We start from the raw sequence: 15487 nt of genomic DNA, 5'->3' as shown, positions 1-15487 counted from the left end.
AGGAAGCAGCGGCGATGACGGTGACAGAGAACCATGAGGCCCCGGGGGCCGAGGACGAGATCGCGTACGGTCCCGGCATCGACCCCGAGCGTCTCGCCGTCTGCCTCTCGGTCCTGGCGGAACTCGACAAGATCGACGTCGACCACCCCGACGCGATCACGGTCCGGCGCGCCACCGCCGGCATCTACCGGACCGTGAAGCAGCGCCGCCGGCAGGACCGGCGTGCCGCCAAGACCGCCCACGACAAGGCCGTCACCGAGGCGACCGCGACCGGGTCCGCGCAGCGCATCGACGACGAGACCGAGGGCATCCTCCCGTCGTCCGTCACCGAGGCGGGCAGGATCGCGGGGATACTCCAGCGCCCGCGCTCCTGCTACACCTGCAAGACCCGGTACGTGGAAGTCGACTACTTCTACCACCAGCTCTGCGCCGACTGCGCCCGGCTGAACCGCGACAAGCGCGACGTCCGCGCCGACCTGTCCGGCAAGCGCGCGCTGCTCACCGGCGGCCGCGCCAAGATCGGCATGTACATCGCGCTGCGGCTGCTGCGCGACGGCGCGCACACCACCATCACGACCCGCTTCCCGAAGGACGCCATCCGCCGCTTCACGGCGATGGAGGACTCGGGCGACTGGATCCACCGCCTGGAGGTCGTCGGCATCGACCTGCGCGACCCGGCGCAGGCCGTCTCGCTGGCCGACCGGGTCGCCGAGGCGGGCCCGCTCGACATCCTGATCAACAACGCGACGCAGACCGTGCGCCGGCTCCCGTCCGCGTACGCCGCCCTCGTCGACGGCGAGAGCGCACCGCTGCCCGCCGGCGAGCTGCCCCCGTACTCCGTCATCGGCGCATTCAACTCGGGCGCCGTCGACGGCATCGCCGCGCTGCCCATCGGCACCGGCGGCATGGACGCGCAGAAGGTCGCCGACCTGGCGCTCGTCGCGGGCAACGCCAGCGTGGAGCGGCACCTCGACGGCACCGCCATCGACGCGGGCGGCCTGGTGCCCGACGTCGTCGAGAGCAACACCTGGGTGCAGAGCATCGAGCAGATCTCCCCCGTGGAGCTCCTCGAGACCCAGCTGTGCAACTACACCGCGCCGTTCATCCTCATCAGCAAGCTGCGCGCCTCCATGGCCGAGGCCGCGAAGAACGCCAGGAGCGGCCGCTCCTACGTCGTCAACGTCTCGGCGATGGAAGGCGTCTTCGGCCGCGGCTACAAGGGCGCGGGCCACCCGAACACCAACGCGGCGAAGGCCGCGATGAACATGGTGACCCGCACCAGCGCCCAGGAGATGTTCCAGTCCGACGGCATCCTCATGACCTCGGTCGACACCGGGTGGATCACCGACGAGCGCCCGCACTACGACAAGCTGCGCCTCGCCGAGGAGGGCTTCCACGCCCCGCTCGACCTGGTCGACGGCGCCGCCCGCGTCTACGACCCGGTGGTGCGCGGCGAGGCCGGCGACGACGTGTACGGCGTCTTCCTGAAGGACTACGCCCCCGGGAAGTGGTGACGCAGCTGCCGCTGCACGGCATGCGCGTCCCCGGCCACTGAAGCGGCCCGGACGCGCGTGCCGCCGTCCACCAGCAGATCGGCGCCGGTGATCCAGTCCGCCTCGTCGGAGACGAGCCAGCGCACGGCACGGGCCACATCGGCCGGTTCGCCGATCCGGCCCGCGGGCAGGCCCGCCGCGATCGACTCCTCGGCCCCCTCCCACACGAACCGGGCCAGCTCGGTGCGGACCAGGCCGGGGGAGACGGAGTTGACGCGCACCGACGGCCCCAGCTCGCCCGCCAGCTGCGCGGTCAGATGGCGCAGCGCCGCCTTGCTCGTGTTGTAGGCGCCCACGTTCGGGCCGACGTGCGTGGCGCCCTCGGTGCACACGTTGACCACGGCGCCGCCGTGCTCGCTCATCCAGGCCCGCCACGCGCACTGCACCAGCCGCAGCGGTGCCTCGACGTTGACGGCGAAGGCGGTGCGCCACGCGTCCGGGTCGGCGTCCATGAGCGGACCGTAGGGCTGGTTCGTCGCCGCGTTGTTCACCACGATGTCGACGCGGCCGAACGCCGCCACGGTCCGCTCCGTCACCTCCCACAGATGCGCGGGGTCGGCGACCGTGCCCGCCGCGCCGACGGCGTCCGCGCCCTGCGCACGCAGTGCGGCGACCGTGTCCTCGACACCTGCGGCATCCCGCGCGGTGACGCACAACAGGGCGCCCGCGCGGGCGAGTTCTTCGGCGACCGCCCGGCCGATGCCGCGCGAGGCGCCGGTCACGACGGCGGCCCGGCCTGCCAGGGAACGCTGCGACGTCATGCGCGTACGATCTCACGGTCGATATGGCCGTGACGATCTGTCAGACGTGCGATGAGCGTGGGGAGTTGGTGGGGTTTCTGTGGGACGTCCCCCTTCCGCGGCGCACTCCTCAGCGGGTGCGCAGGGGTGCGGGCTCCCGCCGGTGCTGCGCCGCCACCAGGGTCAGCAGCGGCTGCCAGTCGTCCATCACGCCCGCGTCCAGACCGATCACCTTGCCCGCGTCGTCCGCCTGGCGCAAGTCCACCGCGTCCGCCCCGTGCGGGTCCGCCTCGAACGCCGCCACCTCGGCCGCCGTCATCGGGCCGCCCTGCGCCTCCAGCGTCAGCGCGCTCTGGGCCGACAGGGCGCGGGACGGCTCGACCGCGGCCAGATAGCGCTTGGCCGGGACATGGAGACGTATCAGGTGCGCGACCCGGGCGCCGAGCAGCCCGCGCACCGCGGCCGCCGCCGTCTCGGCGTGACCCGCGTCGTCACCCGGGCGCAGCAGATGCCCCAGGTCGTGCACCAGACCCGCCACCTGCAACTCCTTGTCGCTGGGGTGGGAGCGGCGCAGCAGCGCCGCGGTCTGCAGGGCGTGGTCGTGCAGATCGACGGGGTCGCCGCTGCGGTCGGGGGTGTCCCACGCGCCCCGGCAGGCGCGCAGCGCGGCCATCAACTCGTCGACGGTGCGCAGAATGACCCGGTCCATGGACGGCTCCTCCCGAAGATCTGCCGAGGCCTGTCCGGAAGCAGACCATGCGGAGCTGACCGACCGGTCAACGGGACGTTAACGCCCGCGCACGGTCCGGAACGCCGCGCCCGCGCGGGCGTTGGGCGTCGATGACGGCGGACCGGTGCCCATGAGGCAGAATTGGCGCGTGCCCCGCCTCGCTGCCCCCGCGCTCCTGGTGACCCTCCTGGTCGCCTTGCTGGGCTGCGCGCAGGGCACCGGCAGCGAGGCGACGGCGTACGCGCCGGTCCCGGCGGCGGTCGAGCGGGCCGTGCCCAGCAGTCCGGGCTGCGCCCCCGAACAACAGCACGCTCCCGACAGCCGTCAGGGTGTGCCCTCGCGCGGCACGTCCGCACACGAACTGCTCGCCCCGCTCGCGTACGACCACGGATGCGGTGCGACGGCCGTCCTCGAAGGCATCGCGCCCACCGTCCCCGCGGGCCGGGGCCCGCCCCCGCACGACCCGCCGTCACCGGTCGAACTCTCCGTCCTGCGCGTGTAGCAGCCACGGCTCCGCCCCGTGTCCGCTTCCCACCCCCCTTCACGCAAGGACGACTTCGGCATGCCGAAAACCCCGAACAGCCCCGCCTCCTCCAAGGCCCGCCCCCTCGCCCTCGTCGCCGCCGTCGCGGTCGCCGCGGCCCTGCTCGGCACGGTCTCGTACACCGCGACCCGCCCCGAACCCCGTACCGACGCCTCCCGGCAGGAGGCCGCCGCGGGACAGCAGCCCGACGAGGCCACGGCGCGGCTCGCGAAGCTCGCCCGGCGCGACGCCGACGACCGCCTCGCGCAGGGCAGGGCCGACGCGCCCGTGGTCCTCGTCGAGTACGCCGACTTCAAGTGCGGCTACTGCGGCAAGTTCGCCCGCGACACCGAACCCGGCCTCGTGAAGAAGTACGTCGACGCGGGCACCCTGCGCATCGAGTGGCGCAACTTCCCGATCTTCGGCGCAGAGTCCGAGGCCGCCGCGCGCGCCGCCTGGGCAGCCGGACAGCAGGGCCGCTTCTGGGAGTTCCACCGCGCCGCCTATGCCGAGGGCGCCAAGGAGAAGGGTTTCGCGGCGGCCCGGCTCGACGCGCTCGCCCGCGAGGCGGGCGTGGACGACCTCGACCGGTTCCGCACCGACCGCGACAGCGACGCGGCCCGCGCGGCCGTGCGGAAGGACCGGGACGAGGCGTACGCGCTGGGCGCCACCTCGACCCCGTCCTTCCTCGTCAACGGGCAGCCCATCGCCGGGGCCCAGCCCGACGCCACGTTCGAGCAGGCGATCGAGACGGCGAAGGCGCAGGCCGCCCGGTGAGCGACATCGGCTACCTCGCGGCCTTCCTCGGCGGACTGCTCGCCCTGCTCAGCCCGTGCAGCGCGCTGCTGCTGCCCGCCTTCTTCGCCTACTCCATCGACAGCCCCACCCGCCTCGTCGCGCGCACCGGCATCTTCTACCTCGGGCTCGCCACCACGCTCGTCCCGCTGGGCGCCGCGGGCTCGTACGCGGGACGGTTCTTCTACGGCAACCGGGACCTGCTCGTCTCGGCGGGCGGCTGGCTGATCATCGCGCTCGGGGTGCTCCAGATCGCCGGGCGCGGCTTCGCCTCGCGCCGGATGAGCGAACTGTCCGGCCGCATCCGCCCGACCGGAGCCCTGTCCACGTACGCGCTCGGCGCCGTCTACGGCCTCGCCGGATTCTGCGCGGGCCCGATCCTCGGCAGCGTCCTGACCGTGGCCGCGCTCGGCGGCCACCCGGTGTACGGCGGATTGCTGCTCGCCGTCTACGCGCTCGGCATGGCGGTGCCGCTGTTCCTGCTCGCGCTGCTGTGGCAGCGCTGGGACCTGGGCCGACGGCGCCTGCTGCGCGGGCGGCCGGTCCGGCTCGGCCGCTTCGAGACGCACAGCACCACCCTCGCGTCGGGGCTGTTCTTCATCGTCCTCGGCACCCTCTTCCTGGTCTTCGACGGGACGACGGCGCTGCCCGGACTGCTCGACGTGGACGGCTCGTTCGCCGCCGAGCAGTGGGCGCGCGAGGCCGGCGCCCACGTCCCCGACGGGGTGCTGCTCGCGGCCGTCGTGGCCCTGGTGGGGATCGTCCTCGTCGTACGGGCCTGGGGGCGGGGCCGGCCGCGGACGGCGCCGGAGGAGAACGAGGCGACCGTCAGTCCTGCGAACCCCGCGAAGAACTGAACACGAGGTCCGTCCCGCGCGTATCTTCCCGTGTCACCATCCGGCTCGCCGTCGGGGCGAGCCGGCCTCGGTCTCCGGGAGGCCTGCTTGCGTCGCGTCAACGGCACCGCCCTCATCCTCGCCGCCCTGGTCGCCACCGTCGGTGCCCTGGCGTTCCCGATCTGGTCGTACGCCAGCCGGTCGGGAACCGGGCAGGCGAACCTGAACGCCGCGACCGTGGCCACCCAGTGGGGCCCGCTGTCGGCGAGCGACCGGGACTTCGTCGTCCGCGTCAGACTCGCCGGGCTGTGGGAGATCCCGGCGGGCCAGCAGGCCATGGAGCGCGCGCCGACGAAGGCGATCAGGGACGCGGGCGACCACCTCGTCGTCGGCCACACCGACCTGGACCAGCGGGTGCGCTCCGTGGCCGCGAAGCTGGGCGTGGAACTCCCCAACCAGCCCAACGCCCAGCAGCAGGGCTGGCTGAACGAGCTGACGGCGGCCAGCGGCAAGGACTATGAGCAGAAGTTCGCCAATCTGCTGCGGGACGCCCACGGAAAGGTCTTCGCGCTGCTGGCGCAGATCCGCCACACCACCCGCAACTCACTGGTGCGGGAACTGGCCACCGACGCCAACCAGACCGTCCTCGACCACATCACGATGCTGGAGAACACCGGTGACGTGGACTTCGACGCGATCGCCAACGAGGCGGCGAACGGCGCCACCGCCAGCCCGACCGGCCCGCCCCCGCCGAACGGCCGTGCGCCGGACACGCCGGAACCCGCTCTGCCCACCGGCTCCCCGGACGCGACCTCCCGCCCGTCGGCGGAGCCGACCGCGGACGAGGGCCGCACGATCAACACCGACCGCCCCGCCCCCACCTCCTGACCCACCCGTGCCGGACCGCGGGGCGGCCGGAGGCAAATCCGGTCGCGCCGGAACGGAGCCGCATGGCTGAATGAACACCTGACGACCCCCGAGGGGACGACAGAATTCAGCCCTATCGAGCGGACGCCCGCTCATTTGGTTAGTCTGTAGCCGGACGGTTACCGCACGTGGGTCCCACCCGTACCCATGGTTCCGTCCGGGGAGAGGCCGGTCACCACGGCCGATCCCACCAGCGCAACCGGCGCCACCGCGCCCGAACTGGCCCTCTACTCACACCCGATCGGGCGTCCGGTGTCCTGCGTGACGCTGGGCCGGTACCGCCGGAGCGGGTTACCCGACACACAAGGAGTGCGCGGTGACACCAGAGCAGACGAATCTTGAACAACGCCCGAAGGACCGTACGGAGCGCGCCGGCCGCAGGCCGGAGAAGCTCGGCAGCCTGGATGTCTGGGCCCGCTCGGCGCCCATTCGGCTGGCCGGCTACGAGGACGATCTGGCCGAGCCGCACATCCTGCCCAGCGTCGACTGATCTTCGGGGTAGCGCCACCCTGAGCCCGTCGCCCGCACCCCTCGATGACGAGGGGTGCGGGCGAACGGGTTTTCCGGGTGCCGTCCGGCCGTCTTCGGTGCTTGGCCGTATTCATCGGATGGATGTCGGGGCGTCTGTCGTAGGTGTCTCAGGAAAGTCCAAGCAGTCAGGGACTCTGCTCCATTGACACGTTCATGCCTAGCTTGAACCATCCGATGTCATGACCCAATCGAGTGCGCTCAACCCGTCGCGGTGGCGCGGACACCGGCTCGCCGGGGCCGCCGCGGCCCTGCTGCTGCTCGCCGCACCGGCCCCCTCGGCCCGCGCCGCCGGCGAACCGGCCGCCGCCCCCGCCACCGTGCCGGCCCTCGCCGACTGGACGCCGGGGGAGGGGAGTTTCACCTACGGGGACGACAGCCGCCTCGTCGCCGCCGATGCCGCGTCCCGGCGCGTGGCCCGCACCCTCGCCGACGATCTGCGGGCCGCGGGCCACGGCGTCGTGCCGGTGGTCGGCGGCCCCTCCCGCACTGGTGACATCGTTGTCGACGTCGCTCCCGGCGCGCGGGCCCGGCTGGGCGGCGAAGGCTACGAGCTGACCGCCGGGAAGCGGCTGCGGATCACCGGAGCCGCCGAGACCGGAGCCTTCTACGGCACCCGTACCCTCCTGCAGTTCCTCGCCCAGGGGGACAGGATCCCCGCGGGACGCGCCGTCGACGTGCCGCGCTACCGGGAGCGCGGCGTCGGTGTCTGCGCCTGTTACGTGCACATCTCCACGGAATGGCTGGAGAACCTGGTCCGCGACATGGCGTACCACAAGCTCAACCAGCTCCTCCTCGAACTCAAGGTGAAGAGCGACGCCCACCCCGAGGCCAACTCCTGGGGCTACTACACCAGGAGCGAGATCCGCGGGCTCGTCGCGCTCGGCGAGAAGTACCACGTGACGATCGTCCCGGAGATCAACTCACCCGGACACTTCGACCCGTGGCTCGAGAACCGCCCCGACCTGCAACTCGTCGACGCAGACGGCCAGGCGCAGCCCTCGCGGCTCGACATCACCGCGCCCGAGGCCTTCGACTACTACACGAGCCTCATCGACGAGTACAGCGACGTGTTCCCGGCCAAGTGGTGGCACATGGGTGCCGACGAATTCATGCTCGGCTCCGACTTCGCCAAGTATCCGCACATCCTGGAGTACGCGCGGGCCAGGTACGGGCAGGACGCGACTCCGCAGGACGCCTTCATCGACTTCGTCAACCGGGTCGAGGCGTACGCGGCGCGCAAGGGCAAGCGACTGCGCATCTGGAACGACGGACTGACCGGCGACAACACCGTGCCCGTCGCCCCCGGCACGACGGTCGAGCACTGGCTGGACGTGAAGGTGAAGCCCAGCGAGCTCATCGCCCAGGGCCACCCCGTGATGAACGCCGCCTACTCCCTCTACCTCGTGCGCGGCGGCTTCCACAGCGACACCGAGAAGCTGTACGACGAGCGGTGGGACCCGCGCAGCTTCGAGGGCGAGAAGCTCGCCTCCGCCCGGGGCATCACCGGCGCCAAGATCAGCCTCTGGCCGGACTACGCGGCCGCCGAGACGGAGAACCAGGTCGCGGCGACGACCGAGCTGCCCCTCGCCCACATCGCCCAGGCCACCTGGGGAACACCGCACCCCGACGCCACCTACGCCGACTTCACCGCGCGGGCCGGGTCCGTCACCCACGCCCCCGGGTGGCGCGACCTCACCCGGGTACCGGTCGCCGACGGCACCTACGCGTTCACCGACACCCGGCACCGCGCCACGGTCCAGGAGCTGACCGTCACCCGTACCGCCGACGGCTACGTCACCCTGACCGACGCGGCCGGCGCCTGCCTGGAGACGCGCAGCGGCAGGCTCACCCACGGTCTGCCGCTCGAACCGGGCTCCGCCGTCACCCGGGAGACCTGCGACGCCAAGAACACCCTCCAGCGCTGGCAGCTCACCGAGACCTCCGGCGGCTACCGGCTCACCAACGCCCTCACCCGGATGGGCGTCCACGTCACCTCGGACGGCTCGCTCGTCCAGTACCCGGACGATCAGCAGGCTCCGGCCGTCTGGCAGTTGACCCGCACCTGACCCGACCGAAAGGACCCGCAAGCCATGGCTCTCAGCAGACGGCACGTCCTTCTCGCCGCCACCGCCACGGCGGTCGTCGCCACCACCGGCCCGCCCGCGATCGCCGCACCGGCCACCGCCGAACCCCACTTCCGGATCCCCGTCCGCCCCGACGACACCCCCGCCGAACTCATCGCCAAGGCGGCGCGCGTACGGCCGACGAAGCGTCAGCTCGCCTGGCAGGAACTGGAGAAGACCGCTTTCCTGCACTTCGGCGTCAACACCTTCACCGGCCTCGAATGGGGCACGGGTGACGAGGACCCGGACGTCTTCCGTCCCACCGCCCTGGACACCGACCAGTGGGCGCGCGCCCTGCGCGACGGAGGATTCAAGCTCGCCATCCTCACCGTCAAGCACCACGACGGCTTCGTCCTCTACCCGTCGCGCTACACCCGGCACACCGTGGCGAGCAGCGGCTGGCGCGACGGGCGGGGCGACGTCCTGCGCTCCTTCGCCGACTCGATGCGCGCCCACGGCATCAAGGTCGGCGTCTACATCTCGCCCGCCGACGAGAACCAGTACCTCGACGGCGTCTACGCCAACGGCAGCGCCCGCACCGCCCGCACGATCCCCACCCTCGTCGACGGCGACGACCGCACGGGCCGCGACCTGCCCGCGCACGAACTCGACGCCACCGACTACGGCGCCCACATGCTGAACCAGCTCTACGAGGTCCTCACCGAGTACGGACCGGTCGACGAGGTCTGGTTCGACGGCGCACAGGGCCGCATCCCGCCGGACAAGGTCGAGACGTACGACTGGGACAGCTGGTACGCCCTCGTGCGCGCCCTCGCCCCGGACGCGTCCATCGCCGTGTCCGGGCCCGATGTCCGCTGGGTCGGCAACGAGGACGGCATGGCGCGCGAGAACGAGTGGAGCGTCATCGCCGTCAAGGACAGCGGCAACGGCAAGTACGACCGTGTCCTGCCCTACGACTCCGCCGACGAGGGCAGCCGCGACGCCCTCCTGGCCGCGCAGCCGGACGCCGCCGCGCTGCAGTGGTGGCCGGCCGAGTGCGATGTGTCGATCCGGCCCGGCTGGTTCTACCACGCCGACCAACAGCCCAAGTCCGTCGCCGAGTTGACCGACATCTGGTACCGGTCCGTGGGGCGCGGGGCCGTGCTGCTGCTCAATATTCCGCCGGACACCGACGGACGGCTGCCCGCCGCGGACGTCGCCCGCCTCAAGGAGTTCCGGGAGCGCACCGACCGCGAGCTGCCCGAGGACCTGGCGCGCGGCGCCCGAGTGCGGGCGGAGCGGGGCGGCGGCCGCACCGTCGATCTCGGCGCACCGCGCGCGGTCGACCGGATCCGGATCGCCGAGGACATCCGGCACGGCCAGCAGATCGAGCACGCCGTGGTCGAGGCGCAGGTCGACGGCGCCTGGACCACCGCCGCCGAACTCGGCACCGTCGGCGCGGCCCGCATCATCGCGCTGCCCGCCCCCGTCACGGCCCGCCGCTGGCGGCTGCGCGTGACGCGGGCCCGCTCGACGGTCCGCCTCAAGCAGTTCGGGCTGTACAAGTCACAGGCGTGAGGCGGGGAGGGCGGGGTCCCGGCGCGGGTCCCCGCCCCCTCGGCAGCCCTCTCCAGGCTGCCGGCCCGCGTGCGAGCCGACGCCTGAGTGACGGCCCGTCTCAGCCGAACACCCTCGACCCGCCCACGAAGGTCTGCTCCACGCGCGTCGTGCCGATCTCCTCGGGCGGTCCCGCGAACGGGTCACGGTCGAGGACCACCAGGTCCGCCAGGAACCCCGGGGCGATCGTGCCCGTCTCGTGGTCGAGGTGGTTCGCGTACGCGCTGCCCGCCGTGTACGCGGTGAGCGCGTCCAGCAGGCCGATCCGCTCCCCGGGGAGGAAGACCGGGGTCCCCGCGGGCGCGTCCGGGGCCAGCCGGTTCACCGCCACGTGGATGCCCTGCAGCGGATCGGGGCTGCTCACCGGCCAGTCGCTGCCCGCCGCGAGCGTCGCCCCCGACCGCAGCAGCGCCCCGAACGGGTACTGCCACCCGGCGCGCTCCGCGCCCAGGAACGGGATGGTCAACTCGTCCATCTGCGGCTCGTGCGCCGCCCACAACGGCTGCAGGTTCGCCGTCGCGCCCAGCGCCCGGAACCGGCCGATGTCGTCCGGGTGCACCACCTGGAGGTGGGCGAGGTGCGGCCGGGTGTCCGTCCGGCCGTTGGCCCGGCGGGCCGCCTCCACCGCGTCCAGCGCCTCGCGCACGGCCCGGTCGCCGAGTGCGTGGAAGTGCACCTGGAAGCCGTGGGCGTCCAGTGCGGTGACGTACGTCTTGAGGTCCTCGGGCGGGACGAAACTGATCCCGCTGTTGTCGGACACACAGCCGCAGCCGTCCAGGTACGGGCCGAGCAGCGCCGCCGTGCCGTTCTCGGCCACCCCGTCCTGCATGATCTTCACCGTCGTCGAACGGAACCGGCCCCGGGTGCCCGCCGCGCGCCGCGCCAGCAGCTCCTCGATCTGCTCGGTGCCGCGCGCCCGGTCCCACCACAGCGCACCGACCACGCGCGCGGTCAGACTGCCGTCCTCGGCGCACGCCAGATACGCGTCGGTCGGGTCGGTGAGGTTGGCGTGGTCGCCGAGCAGGGCGTCCTGCCAGGCGGTCACACCGAGGGAGTGCATCAGCTGCTGGGCGCGCAGCAGCCCGGCGACGCGCTCCTCCCGGGTCACCGTCGGCACCAGCCTGCCGACGAGGTTCGCGGCCCCCTCCTGGAGCATGCCCGTCGGGGAGCCGTCCGGGTGCCGCTCTATCCGGCCGTCCGACGGGTCGGGTGTACGGGCGTCGAGACCGGCCCGCTCCAGGGCCGGGGAGTTGACCCAGGCGCCGTGATGGTCCCGGTTCACCAGATAGACCGGCCGGTCGGGGACGAGGGCGTCCAGCTCGGCCGCGGTCGGCAGGCCGCCGGGGAACGCCTCCATCGCCCAGCCGCCCCCGGTGATCCACTCGGCGTCGGGGTGCGCCTTCGCGTACGCGGCGATCGTCTCCCGGTACTCGGAGAGCGTCGTCGCCCCGCTCAGATCGCACTGGCCCATCTCCAGACCGCCCCCGACCGGATGGGCGTGCGCGTCCTGGAAGCCCGGGATCAGCAGCCTGCCCGCCAGGTCGACGACCTCGGTGCGCGGGCCGATCAGCTCGCGCACCTCGTCGTGTCCGACGGCCACGACGCGCTCGCCGCGCACGGCCACGGAGGTCGCCCGGGACCGGGCCGGCGCGCCGGTGTGGACCGGGCCGCCGGTGAGGACGAGATCGGCGGAGGGGGTGTCGGGCATGTGCGGCAACTCCTTGCTTCAGTACGGGTGGTACGGGCGATGCGGGTGGTACGGGTGTGAAGGGAGGGGGTGGGGTCTTCCTACGGGACCTCGGTGGCTGCCAGCGGGACGGCGTCGGCGTCGGTGCCCCGGCCCGTGACGAAGTAGGGCGAGCGTCGGCGGTACTTGGCGACGGCCGCCATCGCGAGCCCCGACAGCAGGATCGCCGCGGGCACCGACAGCATGAACCAGCCGTTGTCCGGGCTGAGTTCGAAGTGGTCGCTCATCGTCGCGTAGTCACGGCCGAGATAGACGCCGATGCCCAGCAGGGCGGTCCCGCTCAGACCCGGTGCCACGACCGCGCGCAGCGCCTCGCGCGGCGCGGTGCGCAGCATCCCGCGGAAGCGCACCGCACACGCGAGCGCCGTGAGGCCGTAGTACAGGGCGACCACGAGACCGATGGAGTTCACGGCGGCCAGGATCATCTCGTTCAGCTTCGGGATGGCCAGCGCCAGCAGGGCCACGGCCGCCGAGATCGACGTGACGAGGACGGTGCCGATGGCGGGGGAGCCGTAGCGCGGGCTGACCTTCGTCCACACCTGACCCATGGTGCGGTCCCGGCCCATGGCCAGCAGGCCGCGGGCCGTCGGGATGACACTGGACTGGAGCGAGGCCACCGCCGAGAACAGCAGCGCGAGCAGCGGCAGGCTCGCCCACGGCTCGTCGGCGAGCTTCGCGCCGAGGTAGGTCAGCGCCTGCGGCCCCTGCTCCATCAGCTCGGACAGCGACATCTCGCGCTGGAAGGCCACGGACCCGTACAGGAACAGCGCCAGCATCGTGAACAGGGCGATGAAGCCGCCGCGCCCCGCGTCCCGCACGTCGTTCGTCTCCTCGGTGACGCTGAACGCCGCGTCCCAGCCCCAGAAGAAGAACACCGCAAGGACCAGTCCCTGGGCGAAGCCGGTGCCGTCGTGCACGGCCAGCGGGTTCAGCCACGACCAGGAGAAGCCGTGCGAGCCGTGGACCAGCGCCCAGCCGCAGAAGCCGAGCAGCACCGCGTACTCGAAGACCAGCAGCCACGCCTGCAGCCGGGTCGCCTTGCGCACCCCGGTGACGGCCGTGACCGTGACCGCGGCCAGCACCAGCAGACCGACGACGGTGGACAGCGCCGTCGAGTTCGGGTCGAGCCGCAGGCCGCCGACGGACTCAAGATGGGCCTTGTTCGCGAACTGCAGGAACACCGAGCCGGTCACCGCGCTCGTGTACGCCATGAAGATCAGGGTGCCGACCAGGGTGACCCAGCCGGTGAGGAAGCCCAGCCAGGGGCCGAGCGAGCGGCCGACCCACACATAGCCGCTGCCCATGTTCCGCTCGTGCCGGTTCAGCCGGGCGTACGCCGTCGCGATGCCGAGGATCGGGACGAACGCGACGAGCAGGATCGCCGGCGCCTGGAGACCCACGGTCGCTGCGAGCGAGCCCATCCCGATGCCGATGCTCGTGGTGGCGGCCGTGCTCGAGGCGGCGATGGCGATGCCGTCGACGACGCCGAGGGAACGGCGCAGGCCTGGGGGTTCACTTCTCATGGACAGACTCCTGGGACCGGAGAACGGGAGGTGTGGGAGGAGGCTGCGATCAAACCGGCCTTGTCAACATTGCGTCAATGGTGTTGACATAAGAACGACGCAGTTCGGCAATGTCCCGGAGGAAGGGGTGCACGCGATGGCCGACGGGCGGATTCCCGCGGAGCGGCGGCGCCGCAAACCGACCAGGTCGGGGGTGCTGCTGTCCGAGGACGTGATCGTGGACTGCGCGCTCCGGCTCGTCGGGCAGCACGGGCCCGACGCGCTGAGCGTGCGGCGGCTCGGGGCCGCTCTGGGCTGTGACCCGAGCGCGCTCTACCGGTACTTCCACAACACCGACGATCTGCTGCTGGCCGTGGCCGACCGGATCATCGGCGACGCGATGGCCGGGTTCGAGCCCGACAGCATGCCGTGGCGGGACGCGCTGCGGGAGATGGCGCTGCGGATCCATCGGGGGTACCGGGAGCAGCCGCGGGTCGCCGCGCTCGCGGCGTACCGGGTGACGCGGCGGGCGCACGAGTTCCGGGCCGTGGACGCGGGGATCGGGCTGCTGCGGCGGGCCGGGTTCGGGGACGCCGATGCCGTCCGGCACTATTCGGCTTTCGTGGACACCGTGCTGGGGCATGCGGCGCTGGATGCCGCGCATCTGGCGTTGCCCGTGGAGCGGCGGGAGGCCGATGACCGGGCGTGGGTCGGGGTGTACGCCGAGCTGTCGGACGCCGGGCATCCGCATCTCGCCGCCGTGCGGGGGGAGCTGCCGCTGATGGCGGGGAGTTCGTTCGAGACGGCGCTGGAGCTGGTGCTGGCTGCGCTTGTTGCGGCGGCGCCGGGGGAGGGGGGTTAGTGGGTGCGTTGCCGGGTGCGGGTCGAGTGTGGCTGGTCGCGCAGTTCCCCGCGCCCCTGAAGGCATGCGCTGCGCGCAGCCTTCCCCGATGAGATGCCGCACGCAGTGCGCATCTCGGGCGACCAGCCCCCACCGGAGCCGCACGACGGGTCAGGCCAGCTGACTCCGCAACCAGGCCTCCACCTCGCCCACGTGCGCCGCGGCAGCGGCCCGCGCGGCCTCGGGGTCGTGCGCCACGAGGGCCCGGTGGATGCGGGCGTGCTCGCGTCGGGTCCGCTCGAAGGCGCCCTCTTCCTGATACCCCCGCCACACCCGCGCCCGGAACGTCCGCGACGACAGGCCCTCCAGGATCGCCGCCATCGTCTCGTTCCCGGCGGCCGCCACGATCGCCCGGTGGAAGGCCAGGTCGTGGGAGAGGATCTCCTCCGGATCGTCGGTGGCCTCCATCGCCGCCAAGTGCTCCTCCACCTCGGCGAGCTGAGCCCGGGTGATGCGCGCCGCGGCGAGCGCCGTCGCCGTCGACTCCAGGATGCGGCGCACCTCCAGGAGTTCCACGAGCTGCGGCCCGCGTGACAGGTCGGCGACGACCCCGAAGGTCTCCAGCAGGTCGCCGGCCTCCAGTTGCGTCACGTAGATGCCGGAGCCGTGCCGCGCCTCGAGGACGCCGAGCACCGTGAGCGCCCGGATCGCCTCCCGCATCGACGAGCGCGAGATGCCCAGCTGCGCCGCCAGATCGCGCTCCGTCGGCAGCCGTTGCCCCGGCTCCAGACGGCCGCCGCCGATCATCGCCTTGATCTGCTCGATCGCCCGCTCCGTGACAGTGCCCCGCTGGGGTGCGGTCTGCTCCACGATGACGTCCTCCCACACAGGATCCGCTGCCGGATGCCGAGCAGTCTAACCAGCCAAGTGGTCCGACCACTACCAAGGTGGTCCGACCTCTCTGGGGTCTCGGAGGCGTAAATACCGAGAAAAATGGCGCCGGAGGGTGTCGGGGAAGCGAAGTGGTCTGATAAATCTCTGGGCGCGGCCGGTGCCTGGACGGGCAGGAACCGGCCCGTCCC

The 15487-nt window shown here is 72.5% G+C and carries 14 protein-coding genes; 9 read left to right on the top strand and 5 right to left on the bottom strand.

Annotation, left to right across the window (positions count from 1 at the left end):
- The first annotated feature begins 14 nt into the window (after positions 1–14).
- Positions 15–1514 carry an SDR family NAD(P)-dependent oxidoreductase gene (locus ABT127_RS10235; RefSeq protein WP_351446615.1) on the top strand — a complete coding sequence of 500 codons (1500 nt, stop codon included), beginning with the start codon at positions 15–17 and terminating at the stop codon, positions 1512–1514.
- On the opposite strand, the gene ABT127_RS10230 is transcribed toward ABT127_RS10235, so the two are convergent.
- Both ABT127_RS10230 and ABT127_RS10225 read right to left on the bottom strand, forming a co-directional pair.
- Positions 1493–2314, bottom strand: coding sequence for an SDR family oxidoreductase (locus ABT127_RS10230; RefSeq protein WP_351446612.1), 822 nt, complete (start codon positions 2312–2314; stop codon positions 1493–1495). The genes ABT127_RS10235 and ABT127_RS10230 overlap by 22 nt on opposite strands.
- Positions 2315–2423: 109 nt before the next feature.
- Positions 2424–3002 (bottom strand): inositol oxygenase family protein, encoded by a 579-nt coding sequence (locus ABT127_RS10225; RefSeq protein ID WP_351446609.1) that lies wholly within the window; start codon positions 3000–3002, stop codon positions 2424–2426.
- 169 nt (positions 3003–3171) lie between these two features.
- Here ABT127_RS10225 and ABT127_RS10220 point away from each other — a divergent pair, with 169 nt between their 5' ends.
- The 7 genes from ABT127_RS10220 (at position 3172) to ABT127_RS10190 (ending at position 10276) form a co-directional block, all read left to right on the top strand.
- A complete protein-coding gene (locus ABT127_RS10220) occupies positions 3172–3525 on the top strand; it encodes a hypothetical protein (protein WP_351446606.1) in 354 nt (117 codons plus the stop codon).
- A gap of 60 nt (positions 3526–3585) precedes the next feature.
- Positions 3586–4323: a DsbA family protein gene (locus ABT127_RS10215; RefSeq protein ID WP_351446604.1), complete on the top strand. Its 738-nt coding sequence runs from the start codon at positions 3586–3588 to the stop codon at positions 4321–4323.
- Entirely contained in the window at positions 4320–5198 is an 879-nt protein-coding gene (locus ABT127_RS10210; RefSeq protein WP_351446601.1) for a cytochrome c biogenesis CcdA family protein, read from the top strand. The genes ABT127_RS10215 and ABT127_RS10210 overlap by 4 nt, the downstream gene beginning before the upstream one ends.
- An 87-nt stretch (positions 5199–5285) precedes the next feature.
- Positions 5286–6065, top strand: coding sequence for a DUF4142 domain-containing protein (locus ABT127_RS10205; RefSeq protein WP_351446598.1), 780 nt, complete (start codon positions 5286–5288; stop codon positions 6063–6065).
- Positions 6066–6420: 355 nt separating this feature from the next.
- Positions 6421–6594, top strand: a complete 174-nt coding sequence (locus tag ABT127_RS10200) for a hypothetical protein (protein WP_351446596.1) — start codon at positions 6421–6423, stop codon at positions 6592–6594.
- Between the two features lie 220 nt (positions 6595–6814).
- Positions 6815–8701 carry a family 20 glycosylhydrolase gene (locus tag ABT127_RS10195; protein ID WP_351446593.1) on the top strand — a complete coding sequence of 629 codons (1887 nt, stop codon included), beginning with the start codon at positions 6815–6817 and terminating at the stop codon, positions 8699–8701.
- Between the two features lie 24 nt (positions 8702–8725).
- Entirely contained in the window at positions 8726–10276 is a 1551-nt protein-coding gene (locus tag ABT127_RS10190; RefSeq protein WP_351446590.1) for an alpha-L-fucosidase, read from the top strand.
- A 100-nt stretch (positions 10277–10376) separates the two neighbouring features.
- On the opposite strand, the gene ABT127_RS10185 is transcribed toward ABT127_RS10190, so the two are convergent.
- Both ABT127_RS10185 and ABT127_RS10180 read right to left on the bottom strand, forming a co-directional pair.
- On the bottom strand, positions 10377–12023 hold the full coding sequence (locus tag ABT127_RS10185; RefSeq protein WP_351446587.1) for an amidohydrolase: 1647 nt from the start codon (positions 12021–12023) through the stop codon (positions 10377–10379).
- 80 nt (positions 12024–12103) lie between these two features.
- The gene (locus ABT127_RS10180; protein ID WP_351446584.1) at positions 12104–13585 is read right to left on the bottom strand and encodes an APC family permease; all 1482 of its coding nucleotides are present in this window, start codon (positions 13583–13585) and stop codon (positions 12104–12106) included.
- A 136-nt stretch (positions 13586–13721) separates the two neighbouring features.
- Here ABT127_RS10180 and ABT127_RS10175 point away from each other — a divergent pair, with 136 nt between their 5' ends.
- Positions 13722–14426 carry a TetR/AcrR family transcriptional regulator gene (locus ABT127_RS10175; protein WP_351446581.1) on the top strand — a complete coding sequence of 235 codons (705 nt, stop codon included), beginning with the start codon at positions 13722–13724 and terminating at the stop codon, positions 14424–14426.
- 150 nt (positions 14427–14576) lie between these two features.
- Here ABT127_RS10175 and ABT127_RS10170 read toward each other — a convergent pair whose 3' ends face one another.
- The gene (locus tag ABT127_RS10170; protein ID WP_351446578.1) at positions 14577–15275 is read right to left on the bottom strand and encodes a FadR/GntR family transcriptional regulator; all 699 of its coding nucleotides are present in this window, start codon (positions 15273–15275) and stop codon (positions 14577–14579) included.
- Positions 15276–15487: the final 212 nt, after the last annotated feature.

Source organism: Streptomyces sp. NPDC001904 (genome assembly GCF_040297005.1).
In the GTDB taxonomy this organism is placed as follows: domain Bacteria; phylum Actinomycetota; class Actinomycetes; order Streptomycetales; family Streptomycetaceae; genus Streptomyces.
This window is presented reverse-complemented; position numbering and strand designations above follow the sequence as displayed.